Genomic DNA, 14,910 nt, shown 5'->3' with positions numbered 1-14,910 from the left:
CGACGACAGGAATCACAATCCTTATACATTACTACGAAAAATCAAGCACTTACGCAAGAACATTGGAATACGACAACCACGCTCAGCCTTATCTTGAATAAGCCATTTCCCCCATCTTCCAGAAAAACTACCTCACTCCGATGCCGCCGGCTCGGCCGCCATGTCGTCCGCCGGATACAGCTGAAGCATCGCGCGCGCCGCCTCGACGTTCGAGGTCGTCAGCCATTCCTCCCAGTCGTCCGGCCGCAGGATCACCACCGACCGCTTTTCGTCGCCTGGCCGGTGCATGTGCTTCATGATCGGGTGCTCGTCGCCGTTGACCGTGACCATCGCCATGGCGTGCTGGTCCGTGCCGTCCGGGCGTGCCAGCGTGCGCCAGATGCCGGCGACGCATAGCGGCCGCCAGCCGGCCAGCCCGATCCTGTATCGGATGTGCTTGCCCGTTTCCCAGTTTGGTTCGTAGATCCATTTCGCCGGGATCAGGCAGCGACGCCCGGCGCGCCACGCTGGCCCGTACAGAGGCGACTTGCCGAGGTTGTCGTCGCGTACGTTCATCGTGCTGCGGATGATCGGCGGCTTGCGCCCCGCCGCCTTCGCCTTCTCGACATTGGCCTTTTGCAGCGCGCGGGGCCAGAAGCCGAAGTTGGCGATCAGCGGCTTGAACTGGCCGTCGACGTATCCGACAATCGGCGCGTCGTAGTCCTGGTAGATCTCGGGTTTCCACGGCGTCCAGCGGTACAGGTCGCGGAAGCTGTCGATCTTGAGCTCGCTCAGGCCCGGGTCTTCGCCCGGCGCGACGTAGTTTGTGCACATAGCCGTCCCCAATTTTCGATCTTGACTGACCCATCTTACCCCGGGATACACTGTGTTTTTATACAGTGTTTCTGCCGTGATCAAGCCACAGTGGGCCTACATCTGGGAGTACGGATTCCAGGGCGAGAAGAACCGCCTGAGGACCCCGGTCGAGCTCACCAAACGCGAATTTGAGCACTGGATCGACGAGGATCCTCGATCGACGTTCCTTGGCACATGCGTGCCGATCGAGGCGACCAGGATCGATCGCAATCGGGTTCCACTCACGGATCCGCGGTTCAAGCTCCGGCCGGCGGTCCCGGAATTTGACGCGCCAACCGATGCCGAGCTTCGAGCGCTATGGCGCGAGTACACCGACCTTCAAGTGCGTTGGCTCATCCTCGAGATCCGCGCACTCCGCCAGTCTCTCGAGCGCATCGAGGAGTGGTACCTCTACACCGATAAGAACGTCGCGAACAAGGGTGACCTAGCCGGCGCACAGGGCCAGTTGTATCGGCTGATGCACCTGCTACGCGAAGAGATGAGGCGCGCCGGGATGCGCTAGCGTGCAGATGCCGTCAGCTCGTCGTAGTCACGCTCGCATCGCTAGCCGGCGATTCGATTTCAGCGAGTGCCGCTATCACCCGCGCGATCGCGTGATCGGTCACATTCGGGAAAGGTAGCGCCGCACGCCCTATCGGCTGGACCGCTCCGGCGTGATGCCAGTCCGGCGGCAGGTCCGGCACGATGTCGTTCCCGTTCTTGTAAAGGCAGAGCGGCACCTGCGCGAGGAGTGCCGCGACACTGCCGTTCGTGCTCACCCGCGGCGGCTCGAAGCCGTAGACCGCCGCCGGCGGGTTCCCGCCGGCCACCATCGCCGACGCGGCCATGATCGCGATCGCGGCGCCGAGTGAGTGTCCGACGAGCGTCACCGGGCGGCCGGCGACCGCGGCGAGCACCGGTGCGGCGATCGCTTCCCACGCGGCCCAGAAACCATGGTGCACCTGCCCGATGCCGATCACGTCGATCGGGTGAACGTCCAGATCGGCCACCATGCTGTCGAGGTTGTCGGTGCCCGGGAAGGCGACGACGAGGCCGGCCGCCGTCTGTCGCACGATCGCGCGCGAGGCACTGTCGGCCTTGCCGATGTCTGGCTTCGCGGAATACGCCTCCTGGGCCAGCAGTGCATAGTCGCGCGGCGTCATTGCAGCGGCTCACCCGCGAGCGGCGTCGAGGCAGCGGCCGCCGGCGCCGTCGTCAGGATCTGATCGATGAGCGCCTGAACCATCGGCCCGAACGTCTGGAGCCCGAGCAGGATGGCCTGCTGCTGCGGCAACGCGGGCACGGCCTGCACGATCGTGATCGCGGCCGGCAGCAGCGAATCGTGGAACGCTTTCAGGTCGGCGACGTTCAGCTGCGCGCCTGCCTTGCAGATGGCCTGATTTGCCTGCAGGATCCCTGGCTTCGATGGGTCGCCAGGAACGCCGGAAATGGTCTCCCGTTGATCGGCGTTCAGCAGCGGCGACGTCGCGAGGATGGCGAGATCGCCGTTGACGATCGTGCAGCCGGTCTGGAACTGCTGTTGGACGGTCGACAGGGAGTTGCAGGCGACGATTGCGAGAGACGCGACGATACCTGCCGCGAGCGGCATGAGCTTTTTCATGGGGCTTCCTTCGGGAGTAGTGCCGCGGCGCGCGGCGGGACGGTTACTGCTGCTCGGCCTTCGCGGCCGCGCGCGCGACGAGCACGTTATAGGCGGCATGCAGCCCGGCAACGATCAGCGTCGCGACGAGCGACGATGCGCTGGTCGGTACAGCGCCGTGGAAGCCGCCGAGCGCCCAGTCGACGGTCGGGATAAGGTCGGTGACGCCGAGCGTGATGCCGCCGCTGACGAGGCTGGATTTCATGGGCATGGCTACTCCTTGCGATCTTGGACGAGCTCGTCCGGGGTGAAGACGAACCCGGCTTTACGCGGGAACGCCTGGAACACGAAGGTCGGGAACGACCGGTGATGGATGCCGTGCGTCGGCGAGCGGTGGAACTTCGCCGACAGCGGCAGCATGTTCGTCATCGCGTCGACGAAGGTTTCGGGCTTCGCCGGATCGAACGCGTGCCAGTCGAAGCCACGCAGCTCGACGAGCTTGCAGACGAGCCAGAGGAACGATTCCTCGACCGGATACAGCTCCTTCGTCGGCTGATCGGTAGCCGGGTCGAGCACCGGCAGCTCCTTCACCTCGCCCAGCGCGACGCCGCGCACGGTTGCCCAGTCGATCGCATCGGAATCAGCCCACTCGCAGAACAGGTGGTGATACTCGGGCGCCGGCTGGCCGCTGATCGCGCAGCGCAGGCCGGCCGCGTGGCCCTCCTTCTTCGTGCGGCGGAACGTTGCCGACTCGGTGCGCGGCGGGTGATCCGGGTAGTACTCGATCTCGACGTCGGTCACGCGCACGGCATGCTCGCCGGCGATCTTCGGCAGGCCGGCGAGGCCCTCGGCCGTGCACTTCTCGCAGCGCTGCTCGAGCGCGACGTCATGGCTGCATCGGGTCATGTTTGGTCCGGAAATGAAAACGCCCGGCGCGCGGCCGGGCGGGATTGCGAGATTGCGCAAACGCGCAAACTGGCGGTTCAGGCCACGCCGAGCACCTTCTTGCAGGAACCCCAGAGCGCCAGCCGGTCGGGCATGCCGTTCGGCGTCGCCGCCGAGCGCGGATTGCCGAGATTGATCGCGCGGCTGATCGACAGGAAGTCGCCGGCGTCGGCGAACGCGCTCAGGGCATGATCCGCCCAGAACTGCCCGGATGCCTCGGCGGCAACGCTGGGCTGCACGATCTGTTCAGGGTTGTCCTCGAGATTGATGCCGATCTTCTGGCCCATCACGCGGAAGTTGTAGCGGCCGGTGATCTGCAGCAGGCCGCCGCCGCGGTACCGGAAGCCGTCACCAGCCTGCGTGTTGCCCAGCTCGGTCGCCTTCGCGGCTGGCGGCTCATACGCGCGCTGCGCGGCGGTCGGCCCCCAGATCTCTCGAAGCCACTGGAAGCCGCCCGTCTCGTGCCCGCACTGTGCGAGAAACGCAGCCTGCCGCGCGGGTGAATCGATCGCATACAGCGCCATCGCGGCCGACAGCGGGTCGGCCCACGGCGTCGCGCGCACCAGCGGGATCTTCAGCGCGGCGGAAAGGGTTTGTGGTGTCATGGTCATCCCAGAAGCAGTTTCACGACCGCGTTCGCCCAATCGGGGATGGGTTCGTGTCGGATATAGCGAAAGACGATCACGCCGACTGTGCCGAATGCGAGCGTCGGGCCAGCGACGTGACGGACAAGGAAGCGCCATGCATCGGCAAGGCGGCACAACGCGCGCACCGCGCGAGCGCCGCCCTCCCACGTGTCGACCATCGACTGCGTGTTCGTCTGGATCAACGACACCGAAGCCACAATGGCGTCGATCTTTTCGTCCTGCCGTTGCAGGTGTGCCTTTACCGCTGCGTCACTCGCGTCAATTCGCTGCTCGAGCTTCGAGAAGCGGCGATCACCCGCGCGCAGCCGCTCCTCGACGCGCGTGCGTGCCGATGCGTTGTCGGTCATTCATCCCCCGGAAATGAAGAAGCCGCCCGAAGGCGGCTTTGGCTGTTGGTAGCCATGGCGGTCAGTGCGCGACCCACGACGACCCATTGCAGAAAGCGGGTATTGCCACTGAGCCACCGCCAGTGAGGGTCGAGTTGTATGCCGGCGATGTTGCGTCGCTGACGGCATACATCAGCCCGAGCGATGCCGCAGAGCACGATGGAAGATTCGCCACGATCGTCTGGCCGAGCAACGAAGGCGTTTGACCTTGCGCGCTGACCTCGATCCACTGCGTACCGTTGTGCACCAACGTGAGCGTGCTGTTCTGGCCCGTCACGAAATTCTGCGCGCCCTTCAGGAACATGCTGTTCGTGCTGCCGATGCTCGAAAAGACGGTAAGCGCGCCGGTGAAAATCAGCGTGACCTTTCGACCGGCCCAGCCACCTGCGAGATTTCCGAACCCGGCTGCGCCGGAAACGATGAACGTATCGCCAAACGGCGGAAGAGGTAACGGATCGGCCGACGCGATGGTCGGGCTCTTCACGTTCGAGTTGGCGAGCGATGTGCCAGCGGCCGCCGACAAATTGATGTTGTCGTGTCCGATGCGCACGTTCGTCGTTGCGACCGATGCCGTCACATAGTTCGTATTGTTGACGAACGTATTGTGATCGAAATCGACGATCGACGAAGCGTTCGACACCGATAGCAGCGTCGTGGAATTGAAGAATTCCGCCTCGTATGCCTTGACGTTGCCGCCCGCGACGCTGATATGCGTCGTGTTCGTGTTGAACGACATCTTCGACAGATCGACGATCTGCGAACCGTTGAGGTTCACCAACACGCCGACCGCCTGGCTCCAGACCGAATTGCCGACTCCGGTGAAGCCGTTCAGGTTTCCGTCGAACCGCCACCCGGTCGATCCCGAATAGGACCCGGTGTTGTCGGCCATGTTGTTGACCGCATTCACCGTGCTGATGTTCTGGAACCGGAATCCGACGTTGTACCCATACGAGAAGTTGTTGACGAGCATCGGCGCGTCAACGCTGTCGTGCAGGTAATAGGCGGTGCCGGAGCGCTGCAGCGATGACGTCGAACCGCCCGCAGCGACGGTCGAGAACGGCCAGAAGTGGCAGTTGGTGATACGTGCGATGTCGTAGACCGACGTCAGCTCGATCCCGTTGTTGTTGTCTCCGTAGATGTAGTTCAGCAGCGGACGCTGATAGCCGTTGACGTAGACCGCCTTGTTGAACCCCATGATGATCACGTGGTCAACAGCCGCGTCGTCGCCAGCAACCGTGACCGCGGTTCCCGCGAAGGCCGAGCTGTCGGCCGCCGGGAACGTCATGCCAGCCCGATACACGATCGCGGACTTCAGGCTCGCGCCAGCCGACAGGTTGATCGTCGCCGACGAGCTGACCATCAACACGCCGCATGCCAGGCTGCCGTACGGCGTGCTTGTGTTGCTGCCGACTGTACCGGGCAGTACGCAGTCTCCCTCGAGCGATACGCCCGGGGGCACCGTCAGATTGCCGCTGATCAGCAGCTTCCCCGTGACCTTGACGCGGCCGCCGACCGACAGCGTGTTGATCTTGGTCTGAAGGCACGACGTCGCGTCAGTGCTGCCCGTCGTATCGCATCCGAGAATCGGAAGCGTCGTCGGCGCCAGCATGTTCGCGATCGCGCCGGCCGCCGTCGTCGCATTGGTGCCCCCGTTGGACAGAGGAATCGACGACGCCCCGAGGATCGACGACAACGCACCGGCCTGCGTCTTCGATCCCGTGCCGCCCGACGAAATCGAGATCGGCGAGCCGGTCACCGAGAGGCTGCCGATCGTCGCGCCACCGGTCGCCGAGAGCGTGCTGAACGATGCCGACGGACCGGAGACAGGCCCCGTAAGCGTGCCGCCGCCGATAGGCAGCATGTTGGAGGTGACGCTCGAGAACGCCTGGTTGAGCTGCTGCGCCGACAGCAGTTGGCCGGGAACAAACTGGGCATCGACCGGAGACGCGCACAGCACCGCCAATGCACCAACAACCACCGCGAAGATGCGTTGAAAGATTTTCATGGTCAGGCGATCGATGAGGTTTGCGAAGGAAGCGCCGAGAGCGACCCACTCATGCAGGACTTCAGCGCGTAGACGTAGTCGCGAACCGCTGCAGCGAAGTTCGTGAAGCTGGTCTCGGAGAACGTGTGCATCACGCCGGACGTGTCCGGGTAGTTGAAGGTCGCCGCGCCGCCGGGGAATCCCTTGCCAGCGTTGATGCTGGTTTCGATCGCGAGGATGTCCATCTGGCTCACCTGATCGACTGCGTACGTGCCGTCGACTGCCGGCGTGCTACCGCTCACGATCTTGATCCCGGACAGAAACGCGTTTTGTGCAGCAGTGACGAGCGCCTGAGATGCGAGATCCTCAGGCGACGGATCCGCGACCGTTGGCGGCGTCAACTCGCCATTCACTACGGTCCATCCCTGCCAACCGAATTTCGACCGCATCACGACGAAGAACTGCGCGTCCGTGATCTGGATAGCGTTTACGCCTGCACCGGGCGCCTCGCCGTGACAGCCAGTGACCACGCCGTTCGCATCGAAAGTAACGTAGTTTTCGCTCATATCAGTATCCAATCGAAAGCATGCTCAATGCGACAGCGGTGTATCCGCCTGACGGATTCATGGTGGCGACAGGAATCGACGCCGCACTTGATAGACTCTGGTTGATGCCCACTGAAATCGGAGAATTGTTCGAGATCTGTGGCGTCGCCCAGGTCAGCAACGAAGCGTTCGGGAAAACGCGCGGGAACCCCCAGTTCGAGTAACCCGCCGAGGATGTAGTGAATGCCCCCCACTGCACCATCCAACTGCCAAGCCACGTCGGGAACTTGATGAATCCGTTCGTGGCGAGAACGGCCGTGAAGCCCATCGACGTCGCGACGTCCGCGATGCAGCCCTTCACGAGTGATTCGAATTGACCACTACTCACGGCGTGCTTGGCGGCGGTCGCATCGGCAACCTGCAGCGCGCCCCCCGTGCACCCGATCAACACCCAGCACAACGCGCCGCCGTTCAGCTGCGAGCCGACGTATGAAACCAGCGTAGCGACGCCGTTCGCGACGATCTCACCGCCCTGCAGCAACGCACCACCCATTCCATAAATCGGCGCAGCGGCGAGACCATCGGGTGCATAGGTCGACGCACCCGTGTTGGAGTTGGCAATCTTGAGTACCTGCGTCACGCCGCCGGCCGTCGGGAGCGCCGTCAATGGCACCGGGTTCGCCGCGGCGTACGCGTTCGCCGCGCCCGTGTCGGTGAGCTGCGATCGATTCGCTCCGGCGATACCCACGGCCGTGATGAGGTTGGCCAACAGGGTCGCCGTCGTGCCATCGTCGATTGCCGATTGACCGGTCATCGTCGTGATGAACTGGCCGATCACCGCAGCCACGATGCTTCCCTGGCGCCATACCTTGTTGAGCGCTGCAGATTGAGCGGTGCCTCCGAGGAATCCGGTGCCGAGCGCGGTCAATTGCTCATACGCGGCTTGGGACAATACGTTTGCCCCTGCGCCAGTGGCGAAGGGAAGAAAATCGTTCTCTGCAGACATTTGAACTCCGGACGGAGATTGCATGCTCGCGCGCGATGCGCGCGCGAACTATCAGGAAAGGATCGATTGATCGAGGATGAAGGTGTAGTCGAGCTGGTTGGGTAGCGCGAGCGATGTCACTCCCCACGCGCCCCGGTCGAAGCCACCGATGTACTGGTTGTCCATATCGAACCCGAACAGGGGTGCCCCCTGGGCAGAGGTGATCTGGTAGTTGACTAGGACGCCCTCGGGTTTGAGCGAGAGCAGCCCCTGCTTCAGCAGTGCGAGATACAGCGCCGATGGCTGAATTCCCGCGAGGTTGATCGCGATCGACATGTCGCAGTGATCTTCGAGGAAGATCAGCGTGCCGGCCGGCGCGAGCGCGTCGAGAATGTCGGCCGCGGAGTCAGGCGTTCCGTCCCAATGGTTGGCCGCGATCTTCGCTCGCAGCGTCATCAGGTAGGTCTCGTCGTCGAGCGCCACCAGCCCCGTCTCCGGATCGAATGGCCCCTTCCAGACGCCCTGGTCAAAACCGAGACCATCGACGTCCAGCGAGAAATAGATTCCCGCAAGCGGCGCGCTGACGTTGCGGCTCAGCCCGATCCACTCGCCGAGCGTGTCCAGTTGATCGCCCACCGCCGAATCGAGATCGAATAGCGCCGGCATGCCGCCGAGCACGTTCATCACGTCGACGAGCGGCGCGGACAACATCTCGACCATGGCCATGAACTTCGGCTTGTCGCGGTGCTCCGACGTGATCAGCGCGGTGTAATCGTCCAGATCTGCCATGCTCACCCCGTCGTGATCGTCACCTGCTCAGCCGTGCACGAGGCCGATTCGTTGAACAGCAGCGCGACATCAGGCGAGCCGGCGCCGCGCGGACCGGTAAGCGTGAGACTGATGATCTTGAACGTGTTGCCACCCGTGACGCCCTTCGCCGCCGTGATGCAGTCATCCCACTCGACTGCCTGAGCGTCGCCGCCGCCGATTACCACCGAGTTGATGTACGCGGCGATGGCAGCCTGCATCGCTTCACCGATCGCGGTCGTGTAACCGGTCAGCGCTCGAATTGCGACGACCGCCGAAATCGGTGCATCGGTGGGCCGGAAAAAATTGATCGGCACCGGCATGCCGTATCGATTCCTCGTGACGACCGTCGTGGTGCCGTACGTGCCACTGCCCGGCGTTTTCTTCACCGTGATCGCATTGGCGATCGCATTCACGTCCCCACCCTCGACCACGATCGCAATCCGCTTCGCCGGAATCCCGTTGCTGTCCGTCTCGTTCGTGTCGTTCTCATAGGCGCGATACCGTGTGACACCCGGGACGTTCGCCACCGCGCCGACAATGCCGTCGAGCACAGTTTGCGACGGCAACGCCGTCGACACGCTCTGCCGCGCGCGCAGCGCAGGGTCCTGCTCGACCGGTGCGCCCGGAGCGGCGTCCGATGCGTTCGTGACCGTCTGCCAGCCGCGCGTCGGCGTGCCGATCTGATTGATCGTGCCGGCCAGCGCCGCGATGGCACCGATCGTCGTGCAGCTGGCCGTGACCGTGATCTGGCCGGCCGGTGGAATCGTGACCGTCGCCGGGAGCGCCCACTGGTAGTTATTGCCGTCCTTCACGATCCCGTTCGTGATCGTCGTGCCGCCCTGCCCGACCAGCGTCAGGTCAGCGCTCGAATACGACGGCGCCTCGCGTTGAATCCCGTTGATCTTCACGTTGCTCGACAGCGCGGCGCCGACCGCCTTCGCCGGGCTGAACGAGTTGTAGACGCCGATCGTGACCGAGTTGCAATCCGCGATCGCCTGCGCGAACACGGCGAGCAGCTGGCCGTCCTGGCTGTCGGGATCGATATAGACGTCCGTACCATAGATCGCCTGGTATTTCGCCTGGAAGTACGCGTAGATGTCCGCATACGTCGGCGCGGTGATGCCGTTCGCGTCGATGGTCGCCGCGACAGTAGTAAGCGTCGTCGTCACAGGGTGGTCTCGATGGTGGTGGTTCCGTACAGCGTCGTGATCGTCGCCGTAACGGTCAGCTTGCGGGTAGTGCTGTCAAGCGCGCTCGCGTACGCGGTGATCTCGGTGACGCCGGTCGTGCCGAGGATGCATGCGCGGATCGCCGCGTCGGCCGTGCCCTGCGTGTTCTTTCCGATCACGTCGGTTTCCCACGGCATGCCGACCGTCGTGTCGAGAAACCACTCTCCCCGCAGCAGGCGCAGGCGCGTGATCACGGCCTGCGCGACGGCGTCCGGCGAGTTCACGAGGAAGTCGTTCGCCGACCCGCCGAAGACGTAGTCGTCGTCAACGTCGAGTTTTCGGTATCGCATGGGGTCCCAGAAACGAAAAACCCGGCTCTGGGCCGGGTCAGTTGAGCAGCGACGGTTGCATCTGCCTTTCGATCAGCTCGCGCTCGGCATCGAGGCCGGGTAACTCCCGCTTTCGGGCCAGCATCAGGTGTGACCCGAACGAGGCACGCACTTTCGATTCGACCTCACGCGCAATCAGCGCCTGCATTTGCTGCCAGAGCGACTGCTCTCGTCGCCCGAGCTCGTCGCGCATCCGGAAGAATTCCTTCACCAGCGTGATCTTGAAAGCGATCACCTTCGGCGAGTTCCGCATGAACGTGATCAGCAGCGTCGCCTGGTGCTCGTTGAGCATCGCGTACTCGGTGGCCTTGGCGCGGCCTCCCTGCGGCAGCGCGCGACCCTTCCGCGTTTCAAATGCGAGTGGGCCGAGTTGCTCGAAATCGGAGCGATAGCGCCGGACCAGTTCGAGCACGTTCTTGTGCTGTAGGCCGACGCCGCGCGCGATGATCTCGGTCGACGCGCGTGCCTCGCCGTCGATCGGCACGACCAGCGGAAACGGAAAATCTTTCATGGGAATCTCCTGCAGATCCCTGGGCATGAGGGACTGCGGAAACGCGCCCAGGACGCGCGCTTTCGGCTGGCCGGCCTATCCGCAGTCTTGAAACAAAAAACCCCGCTCGAGGCGGGGTTCGGCTAAGGCTTTCGGGTGATTAGTTAACTGGGCCGGTGTTGCCGCCCTGTGCATCCGGGTGCGTGTGCGTGTCGTCGATGCGCTTCCCGTTGGCGGTCAGCGTGCCGATGAAGTTGATCGTGCCGGTGATCACTGCGGCTGCGCCGCTCACCGCGCTGCCGATCATCCCGCCGAGGAACGAGAACAGCCCCTGCACGATCACCGCGCCGCTGAAGCCGGACTGCGGCGAGTTCACGGTCAGCGACGTAGAGGCGTTCACCGTAACGGTCGGCGCGGCGAGCTCGATGCTCGTCGGCGCGGCGAACTTCAGTGTGCCCGCCGACGGATTGAGGTCCACGAACGTCCTTCCGTCGTCGCTGCGCAGCTGCGCGGACGACGTGCTGACGTTGGCCAGCGCGCGCGGCCGCGACCGGAAGCCAAGCAGCGCGAAGCCGTCCGACAGGTCGTGCATGCGCCATTCGGCCTGCTCCTGCACGCCGCCCGATTGCCACCAGGCATCGATACAGCGAGACGCGAACACGACGAGGCATTCGTCGCCCTGGGCGACCGGAAAGGTCAGCGTACAATTCCCGCCTGACGGGAACTGCACCGGGCAGTTGACGACAGGCGGAAGCGCGGCGGTCGTGACCGTGCCATCGTTGGCCCGGACCGGGACCTTGATCGCCAGCTGAACGGCGCACGTCTGTGAATCACTGTCGAACGACTCGATCACGCCGGGGAGCGCCGTCCAAATGCCGACCTGCCAGCCGCGCAGCATCGCGCGCAACGAGGCCAGCTCGTCGTCGATTCGTTCTTTTCTGTCCATCGGGGGAACAATGAAAAAAATTTCTGTTGCAACGCTCGTCGCGTTGTCGTTCGCTTGCGCAAGCGCCATCGCGGGAACGAGCGAGGCCTATGTCATGGCGATGAAGCCGCCTGTCGACGGTGTGATCAAGAACGCTTCGATGCTGTACATGCTCGACCCGAAAGTCGCGTGCCCGCTCGCTATCGCGAACCACGAAAACATGCGACTCGCGTTTATCTTCAATCCGTCGTTCAAAAAACCGGTTGCGGGTTGTTGGGCACGAACGAACGAGCCCTCCGGAGCGGAGGCCGTCATAGTCGGTAACGATGGGACATTTCTCCCGAGCGTGAACCTCATGAACCTGTATCGAGTCGATGTCCTCGACAACGGAGACGGACGCGTTCTCGGGCCGCTGATGACTCAAGAGCAGCGGCAAAAGAACATCGCGGCTTACAAGCAGCAGTTCCGTCAGCCGTAAGGGTCAATCACTCCGAGCTTTGGCGGCACAACGCCGCTGACGCCCTGATCGCTCTTATTCACAAGATTCAGGTCCTGTGCGGTCGCGTCGACCGCCAGGCAAATAACCTCGTTGTACCAGTCGTTCCCGCGCGTATCGCCCCAGAATTCGTTCGACATCACGTAGTAAAAGCCGTCGCCATTGATCTTGTTTTGAAGCGAGGTATTTCGATTGGCGACTGCGTCGGCGCTGCTCAAACTGAACTCGTACCGCTGGATGCTCGAGTTGTCGAGCTGGATCAGGCGACCGATCTTCACGCCCGGGTTGAGCAACATCCTCACGGTGATGCCGTTCGCCGTCTGTTCCGGCATCCCGACCATGCCCGACTTCGCGTTGATCACCGGAATCTCGCCGGGCGCATACGACGTCTCAGGTACGATCTGCAATTGCCCGTCCTGAATCGACCAGAGCGTCTGCGTCGAACGCGCGACCGTTTCGAGGTGATCGCGCGCCATGCCGAATAGCACTTTGCCCCGTGGCAGCGGGTTCGCCGGCAGATCCGCGATATAGCCGGCGGTCACGCCGAACTTCCCCATCGCCTTCAGGCATGCGTCGACGACGTCAGCCTGCGTCGCGCCGGCCGCCAACGTCGTATTCACCACGGCGAAGTTGTACGCCATGTCGCCATCGGCTGCCGTGATATCCATGTAGGTATCGGTCGGGCTCTCGCGCCCGCGCCGCACCTGCACAATCGAGCCGTCGAAGACGATTGAAAAATTTCCGGGATATCCTGCTTGCAGCACGATTCGCGTAAATTCCTTGCTTTCAGCTCTTTGCGCCGTGTTGTCGGAAACGTTATATACCCGTACCCGAGCCGAATTCGGCGTCTGCGTGTCGCCGCGCTGCACGCGGAACACGACGCGCAGGCCGGACAGATCCAGCGCATCACCGGAGTCTGGGCCAATGATCAGTGAGAACTTCCGTCCGAACTGTTCGGCCATCGCATTTACCTATGAAAACGGCCCCGCGAACGGAGCCGTTGTACTACCCATGCCGCGCCGGACCTAACCGGACCGGACCAAACCTTGGCGGACCGTGCCATACCTTGCCGAGCCGGACCAAACCATGCCAAGTCCAACCGCGCGGTGCGCAAGCACACCGGGAGAGCGGCTCGAAGAACCGCTAACCCGCTGCATTCGCAGCCCACGCCTTACCGAGCCGAACCTAGCCGTACCTCGCCAGACCGTAGCTAGCCTCACTCAACCCTACCCTGCCGCAGATGGCTTTCACCATCGAAGTGCGCCCTCATCGAAGGCGCACGACGCTGCTGACAGCCCTTGCCATGCCTTGCCTCACCTAGCCTAGCCGTTCCAGAACAGAGCTCGCCGAGGCTCGGTATTACTCTATTGCTTTGTGCATGCCGCGAAGCATCGCGAGACGCGCGATCGCATCACTGTTTTCCTTCCGCTGCGCCTCGTTCAACTCGTCGAGGCGAATGTGCTTCAGCGCCTCGGCCGCGCGGCGATACGACTTCTTCGCCTCGCGCTCGAACCGCTCCTGCGCAATCGACGTCTGCTCGCACGCAGGCGTGATCCGATAACCATGTCCGTGAACACTGGTCAGATAGATCTGGTGATTCTCCAGCAACTCGGTCCGGAACGCTTCGAGGTTGCGAAGCCATTCAAACTGGCGCTCCTGATATGCGGCCGGGGTCAACGGTACATCGTCAGCGAGCGCGGTCATGCCGAAGTGCTCTTCCAGCCATGCATGCGTGAGCACGTCACCATCGCCGAAATCACTCTCGACCACGTCGCGCACCGCCTGCCGCCAGATCGGATGAAGGGTTACGTTGTCCATCGCAACCTCACTCGAAGCTGACTGAAAATCGGCCGAAGCGCGGACGGTACTCGCAGACGCCGATCAGAGCGCCAGCATCCGTGATCGCCTTGCGGACTTCTTCGGCGTTCAGCACGTCGGGGTTGAACGCCAAATCGAGTTCGCACGCCCACTCCATGAAGATCGGACGGTAACGCATCAGCTTGGCCGGCCCTACCTTCACGCCGCGGCAGTCGACAAAGCGTGTATCGGACCAGAGCTGCTCGGGCAATTTCGGGCCATCGTATAGCAGCTTCGCTTTGTCGGTCATTACGACCGCGCCGCGCTTCCAGTGCGTGCCGAGCTTCTGCAGCTTTGCCCCAGCCAGAAACGTTGCATCGAAATTCTGACCAGGCACGTAGACACCATCACGGTCGGTCCAGTAGAGGCCCGCGAGGAATTCCGAACGCGCAATCGCAACATGATCCTCGTCGGTCTTTTTCCGTTTTCCGGTCAGTTCCTTGTGCGCCTTCGTTTCAGGCGCAAGCGGATTCGCGAGTCGGTCGCTATGCATCATGAGCGGCGACGAGCCAACAACTTTCAGGCGCAGGATATCCATCAGTGCACCTCCCGGCTCGCCGACAGAACGTCCTTGCAGCCCACGTCGAGGAAGTCCTCGGCATTTTCCGCCACCCACTGACCGAGCGCGGCCAGATCAACAGCGACCTTCGACGATTCTTCCGACGTCGCCTTGATCGCGATGAACAGCGCGCGCATGTAACGCACCTGATTGTCCATCATGCTCGAAAGGTCGATGACCCGGCGCTCGACGAGCGTCGGCGCGGGCTTGCCAATGTTTGCTGCCGTGCTATGATTCTTCACGTTGTGTTCCTTGCCATAGGTTCACTGCACAAGGCCCTGAGCGAATC

The 14,910-nt window shown here is 63.0% G+C and carries 21 protein-coding genes; 2 read left to right on the top strand and 19 right to left on the bottom strand.

What is annotated here, in order from left to right; all coding sequences use genetic code 11:
- Nucleotides 1–132 precede the first annotated feature (132 nt).
- Complete coding sequence (locus L810_RS27865) at nt 133–813, bottom strand: SOS response-associated peptidase family protein (protein ID WP_021161643.1); 681 nt, start codon at nt 811–813, stop codon at nt 133–135.
- Nucleotides 814–865: 52 nt separating this feature from the next.
- Here L810_RS27865 and L810_RS27860 point away from each other — a divergent pair, with 52 nt between their 5' ends.
- Nucleotides 866–1,357, top strand: a complete 492-nt coding sequence (locus tag L810_RS27860) for a hypothetical protein (RefSeq protein ID WP_042976425.1) — start codon at nt 866–868, stop codon at nt 1,355–1,357.
- 13 nt (nt 1,358–1,370) lie between these two features.
- Here the strand turns inward: L810_RS27860 and L810_RS27855 are convergent, their stop codons facing one another.
- From L810_RS27855 to L810_RS27790, 14 genes are all read right to left on the bottom strand, one after another.
- A complete protein-coding gene (locus L810_RS27855) occupies nt 1,371–1,997 on the bottom strand; it encodes an alpha/beta fold hydrolase (RefSeq protein WP_021161642.1) in 627 nt (208 codons plus the stop codon).
- Nucleotides 1,994–2,455 carry a hypothetical protein gene (locus tag L810_RS27850; RefSeq protein ID WP_021161641.1) on the bottom strand — a complete coding sequence of 154 codons (462 nt, stop codon included), beginning with the start codon at nt 2,453–2,455 and terminating at the stop codon, nt 1,994–1,996. The genes L810_RS27855 and L810_RS27850 overlap by 4 nt, the downstream gene beginning before the upstream one ends.
- A 43-nt stretch (nt 2,456–2,498) precedes the next feature.
- The gene (locus tag L810_RS27845; protein ID WP_021161640.1) at nt 2,499–2,705 is read right to left on the bottom strand and encodes a hypothetical protein; all 207 of its coding nucleotides are present in this window, start codon (nt 2,703–2,705) and stop codon (nt 2,499–2,501) included.
- A gap of 2 nt (nt 2,706–2,707) precedes the next feature.
- Nucleotides 2,708–3,340 carry a hypothetical protein gene (locus tag L810_RS27840; RefSeq protein WP_021161639.1) on the bottom strand — a complete coding sequence of 211 codons (633 nt, stop codon included), beginning with the start codon at nt 3,338–3,340 and terminating at the stop codon, nt 2,708–2,710.
- A gap of 77 nt (nt 3,341–3,417) precedes the next feature.
- Nucleotides 3,418–3,984 carry a glycoside hydrolase family 19 protein gene (locus L810_RS27835; RefSeq protein ID WP_042976464.1) on the bottom strand — a complete coding sequence of 189 codons (567 nt, stop codon included), beginning with the start codon at nt 3,982–3,984 and terminating at the stop codon, nt 3,418–3,420.
- Nucleotides 3,985–3,986: 2 nt separating this feature from the next.
- Nucleotides 3,987–4,373: a hypothetical protein gene (locus L810_RS49275; RefSeq protein WP_021161637.1), complete on the bottom strand. Its 387-nt coding sequence runs from the start codon at nt 4,371–4,373 to the stop codon at nt 3,987–3,989.
- 61 nt (nt 4,374–4,434) lie between these two features.
- Entirely contained in the window at nt 4,435–6,417 is a 1,983-nt protein-coding gene (locus L810_RS27825) for a hypothetical protein (protein ID WP_021161636.1), read from the bottom strand.
- Nucleotides 6,418–6,419: 2 nt separating this feature from the next.
- Nucleotides 6,420–6,962: a hypothetical protein gene (locus L810_RS27820; RefSeq protein WP_021161635.1), complete on the bottom strand. Its 543-nt coding sequence runs from the start codon at nt 6,960–6,962 to the stop codon at nt 6,420–6,422.
- A gap of 1 nt (nt 6,963) precedes the next feature.
- Complete coding sequence (locus L810_RS48525; protein WP_051392328.1) at nt 6,964–7,947, bottom strand: gp53-like domain-containing protein; 984 nt, start codon at nt 7,945–7,947, stop codon at nt 6,964–6,966.
- A gap of 51 nt (nt 7,948–7,998) precedes the next feature.
- Nucleotides 7,999–8,715 carry a DUF2612 domain-containing protein gene (locus L810_RS27810; RefSeq protein WP_021161633.1) on the bottom strand — a complete coding sequence of 239 codons (717 nt, stop codon included), beginning with the start codon at nt 8,713–8,715 and terminating at the stop codon, nt 7,999–8,001.
- A gap of 2 nt (nt 8,716–8,717) precedes the next feature.
- Nucleotides 8,718–9,905, bottom strand: a complete 1,188-nt coding sequence (locus L810_RS27805) for a baseplate J/gp47 family protein (protein ID WP_021161632.1) — start codon at nt 9,903–9,905, stop codon at nt 8,718–8,720.
- Nucleotides 9,902–10,255: a hypothetical protein gene (locus L810_RS27800; RefSeq protein ID WP_021161631.1), complete on the bottom strand. Its 354-nt coding sequence runs from the start codon at nt 10,253–10,255 to the stop codon at nt 9,902–9,904. The genes L810_RS27805 and L810_RS27800 overlap by 4 nt, the downstream gene beginning before the upstream one ends.
- Nucleotides 10,256–10,292: 37 nt before the next feature.
- A complete protein-coding gene (locus L810_RS27795; protein ID WP_257008998.1) occupies nt 10,293–10,832 on the bottom strand; it encodes a Rha family transcriptional regulator in 540 nt (179 codons plus the stop codon).
- Between the two features lie 112 nt (nt 10,833–10,944).
- Nucleotides 10,945–11,730 carry a Gp138 family membrane-puncturing spike protein gene (locus L810_RS27790; RefSeq protein ID WP_042976422.1) on the bottom strand — a complete coding sequence of 262 codons (786 nt, stop codon included), beginning with the start codon at nt 11,728–11,730 and terminating at the stop codon, nt 10,945–10,947.
- On the opposite strand from L810_RS27790, the gene L810_RS27785 reads away from it, so the two are divergent.
- Nucleotides 11,657–12,187, top strand: coding sequence for a hypothetical protein (locus tag L810_RS27785; protein ID WP_162175298.1), 531 nt, complete (start codon nt 11,657–11,659; stop codon nt 12,185–12,187). The two genes, L810_RS27790 and L810_RS27785, sit on opposite strands and share 74 nt — an antisense overlap.
- Here the strand turns inward: L810_RS27785 and L810_RS27780 are convergent.
- The 4 genes from L810_RS27780 to L810_RS27765 form a co-directional block, all read right to left on the bottom strand.
- Entirely contained in the window at nt 12,178–13,167 is a 990-nt protein-coding gene (locus L810_RS27780; RefSeq protein ID WP_021161627.1) for a phage protein, read from the bottom strand. The genes L810_RS27785 and L810_RS27780 overlap by 10 nt on opposite strands.
- Nucleotides 13,168–13,564: 397 nt before the next feature.
- Complete coding sequence (locus tag L810_RS27775) at nt 13,565–14,023, bottom strand: hypothetical protein (protein WP_021161626.1); 459 nt, start codon at nt 14,021–14,023, stop codon at nt 13,565–13,567.
- A 7-nt stretch (nt 14,024–14,030) separates the two neighbouring features.
- Complete coding sequence (locus tag L810_RS27770; RefSeq protein WP_021161625.1) at nt 14,031–14,600, bottom strand: hypothetical protein; 570 nt, start codon at nt 14,598–14,600, stop codon at nt 14,031–14,033.
- Nucleotides 14,600–14,863 (bottom strand): hypothetical protein, encoded by a 264-nt coding sequence (locus L810_RS27765; RefSeq protein ID WP_021161624.1) that lies wholly within the window; start codon nt 14,861–14,863, stop codon nt 14,600–14,602. Before L810_RS27765 ends, L810_RS27770 begins: the two co-directional genes overlap by 1 nt.
- Between the last annotated feature and the right edge of the window lie 47 nt (nt 14,864–14,910).

Origin of the sequence: Burkholderia sp. AU4i (assembly GCF_000466765.1) — a bacterium.
GTDB classification, from domain to species: domain Bacteria; phylum Pseudomonadota; class Gammaproteobacteria; order Burkholderiales; family Burkholderiaceae; genus Burkholderia; species Burkholderia cepacia.
Note: the sequence above shows the minus strand (reverse complement) of the source record. Positions and strands in the feature narration are given on the sequence as shown.

Coding starts and splice junctions, on each gene's coding strand:
- L810_RS48525 (WP_051392328.1), bottom strand. CDS start 7,947: ATGTCTGCAGAGAACGATTTTCTTCCCTTCGCCACTGGCGCAGGGGCA.
- L810_RS27840 (WP_021161639.1), bottom strand. CDS start 3,340: ATGACCCGATGCAGCCATGACGTCGCGCTCGAGCAGCGCTGCGAGAAG.
- L810_RS27850 (WP_021161641.1), bottom strand. CDS start 2,455: ATGAAAAAGCTCATGCCGCTCGCGGCAGGTATCGTCGCGTCTCTCGCA.
- L810_RS27845 (WP_021161640.1), bottom strand. CDS start 2,705: ATGCCCATGAAATCCAGCCTCGTCAGCGGCGGCATCACGCTCGGCGTC.
- L810_RS27835 (WP_042976464.1), bottom strand. CDS start 3,984: ATGACACCACAAACCCTTTCCGCCGCGCTGAAGATCCCGCTGGTGCGC.
- L810_RS27855 (WP_021161642.1), bottom strand. CDS start 1,997: ATGACGCCGCGCGACTATGCACTGCTGGCCCAGGAGGCGTATTCCGCG.
- L810_RS27780 (WP_021161627.1), bottom strand. CDS start 13,167: ATGGCCGAACAGTTCGGACGGAAGTTCTCACTGATCATTGGCCCAGAC.
- L810_RS27800 (WP_021161631.1), bottom strand. CDS start 10,255: ATGCGATACCGAAAACTCGACGTTGACGACGACTACGTCTTCGGCGGG.
- L810_RS27820 (WP_021161635.1), bottom strand. CDS start 6,962: ATGAGCGAAAACTACGTTACTTTCGATGCGAACGGCGTGGTCACTGGC.
- L810_RS27770 (WP_021161625.1), bottom strand. CDS start 14,600: ATGGATATCCTGCGCCTGAAAGTTGTTGGCTCGTCGCCGCTCATGATG.
- L810_RS27785 (WP_162175298.1), top strand. CDS start 11,657: ATGCCGACCTGCCAGCCGCGCAGCATCGCGCGCAACGAGGCCAGCTCG.
- L810_RS27810 (WP_021161633.1), bottom strand. CDS start 8,715: ATGGCAGATCTGGACGATTACACCGCGCTGATCACGTCGGAGCACCGC.
- L810_RS27795 (WP_257008998.1), bottom strand. CDS start 10,832: ATGCCCAGGGATCTGCAGGAGATTCCCATGAAAGATTTTCCGTTTCCG.
- L810_RS27790 (WP_042976422.1), bottom strand. CDS start 11,730: ATGGACAGAAAAGAACGAATCGACGACGAGCTGGCCTCGTTGCGCGCG.
- L810_RS27865 (WP_021161643.1), bottom strand. CDS start 813: ATGTGCACAAACTACGTCGCGCCGGGCGAAGACCCGGGCCTGAGCGAG.
- L810_RS27775 (WP_021161626.1), bottom strand. CDS start 14,023: ATGGACAACGTAACCCTTCATCCGATCTGGCGGCAGGCGGTGCGCGAC.
- L810_RS49275 (WP_021161637.1), bottom strand. CDS start 4,373: ATGACCGACAACGCATCGGCACGCACGCGCGTCGAGGAGCGGCTGCGC.
- L810_RS27825 (WP_021161636.1), bottom strand. CDS start 6,417: ATGAAAATCTTTCAACGCATCTTCGCGGTGGTTGTTGGTGCATTGGCG.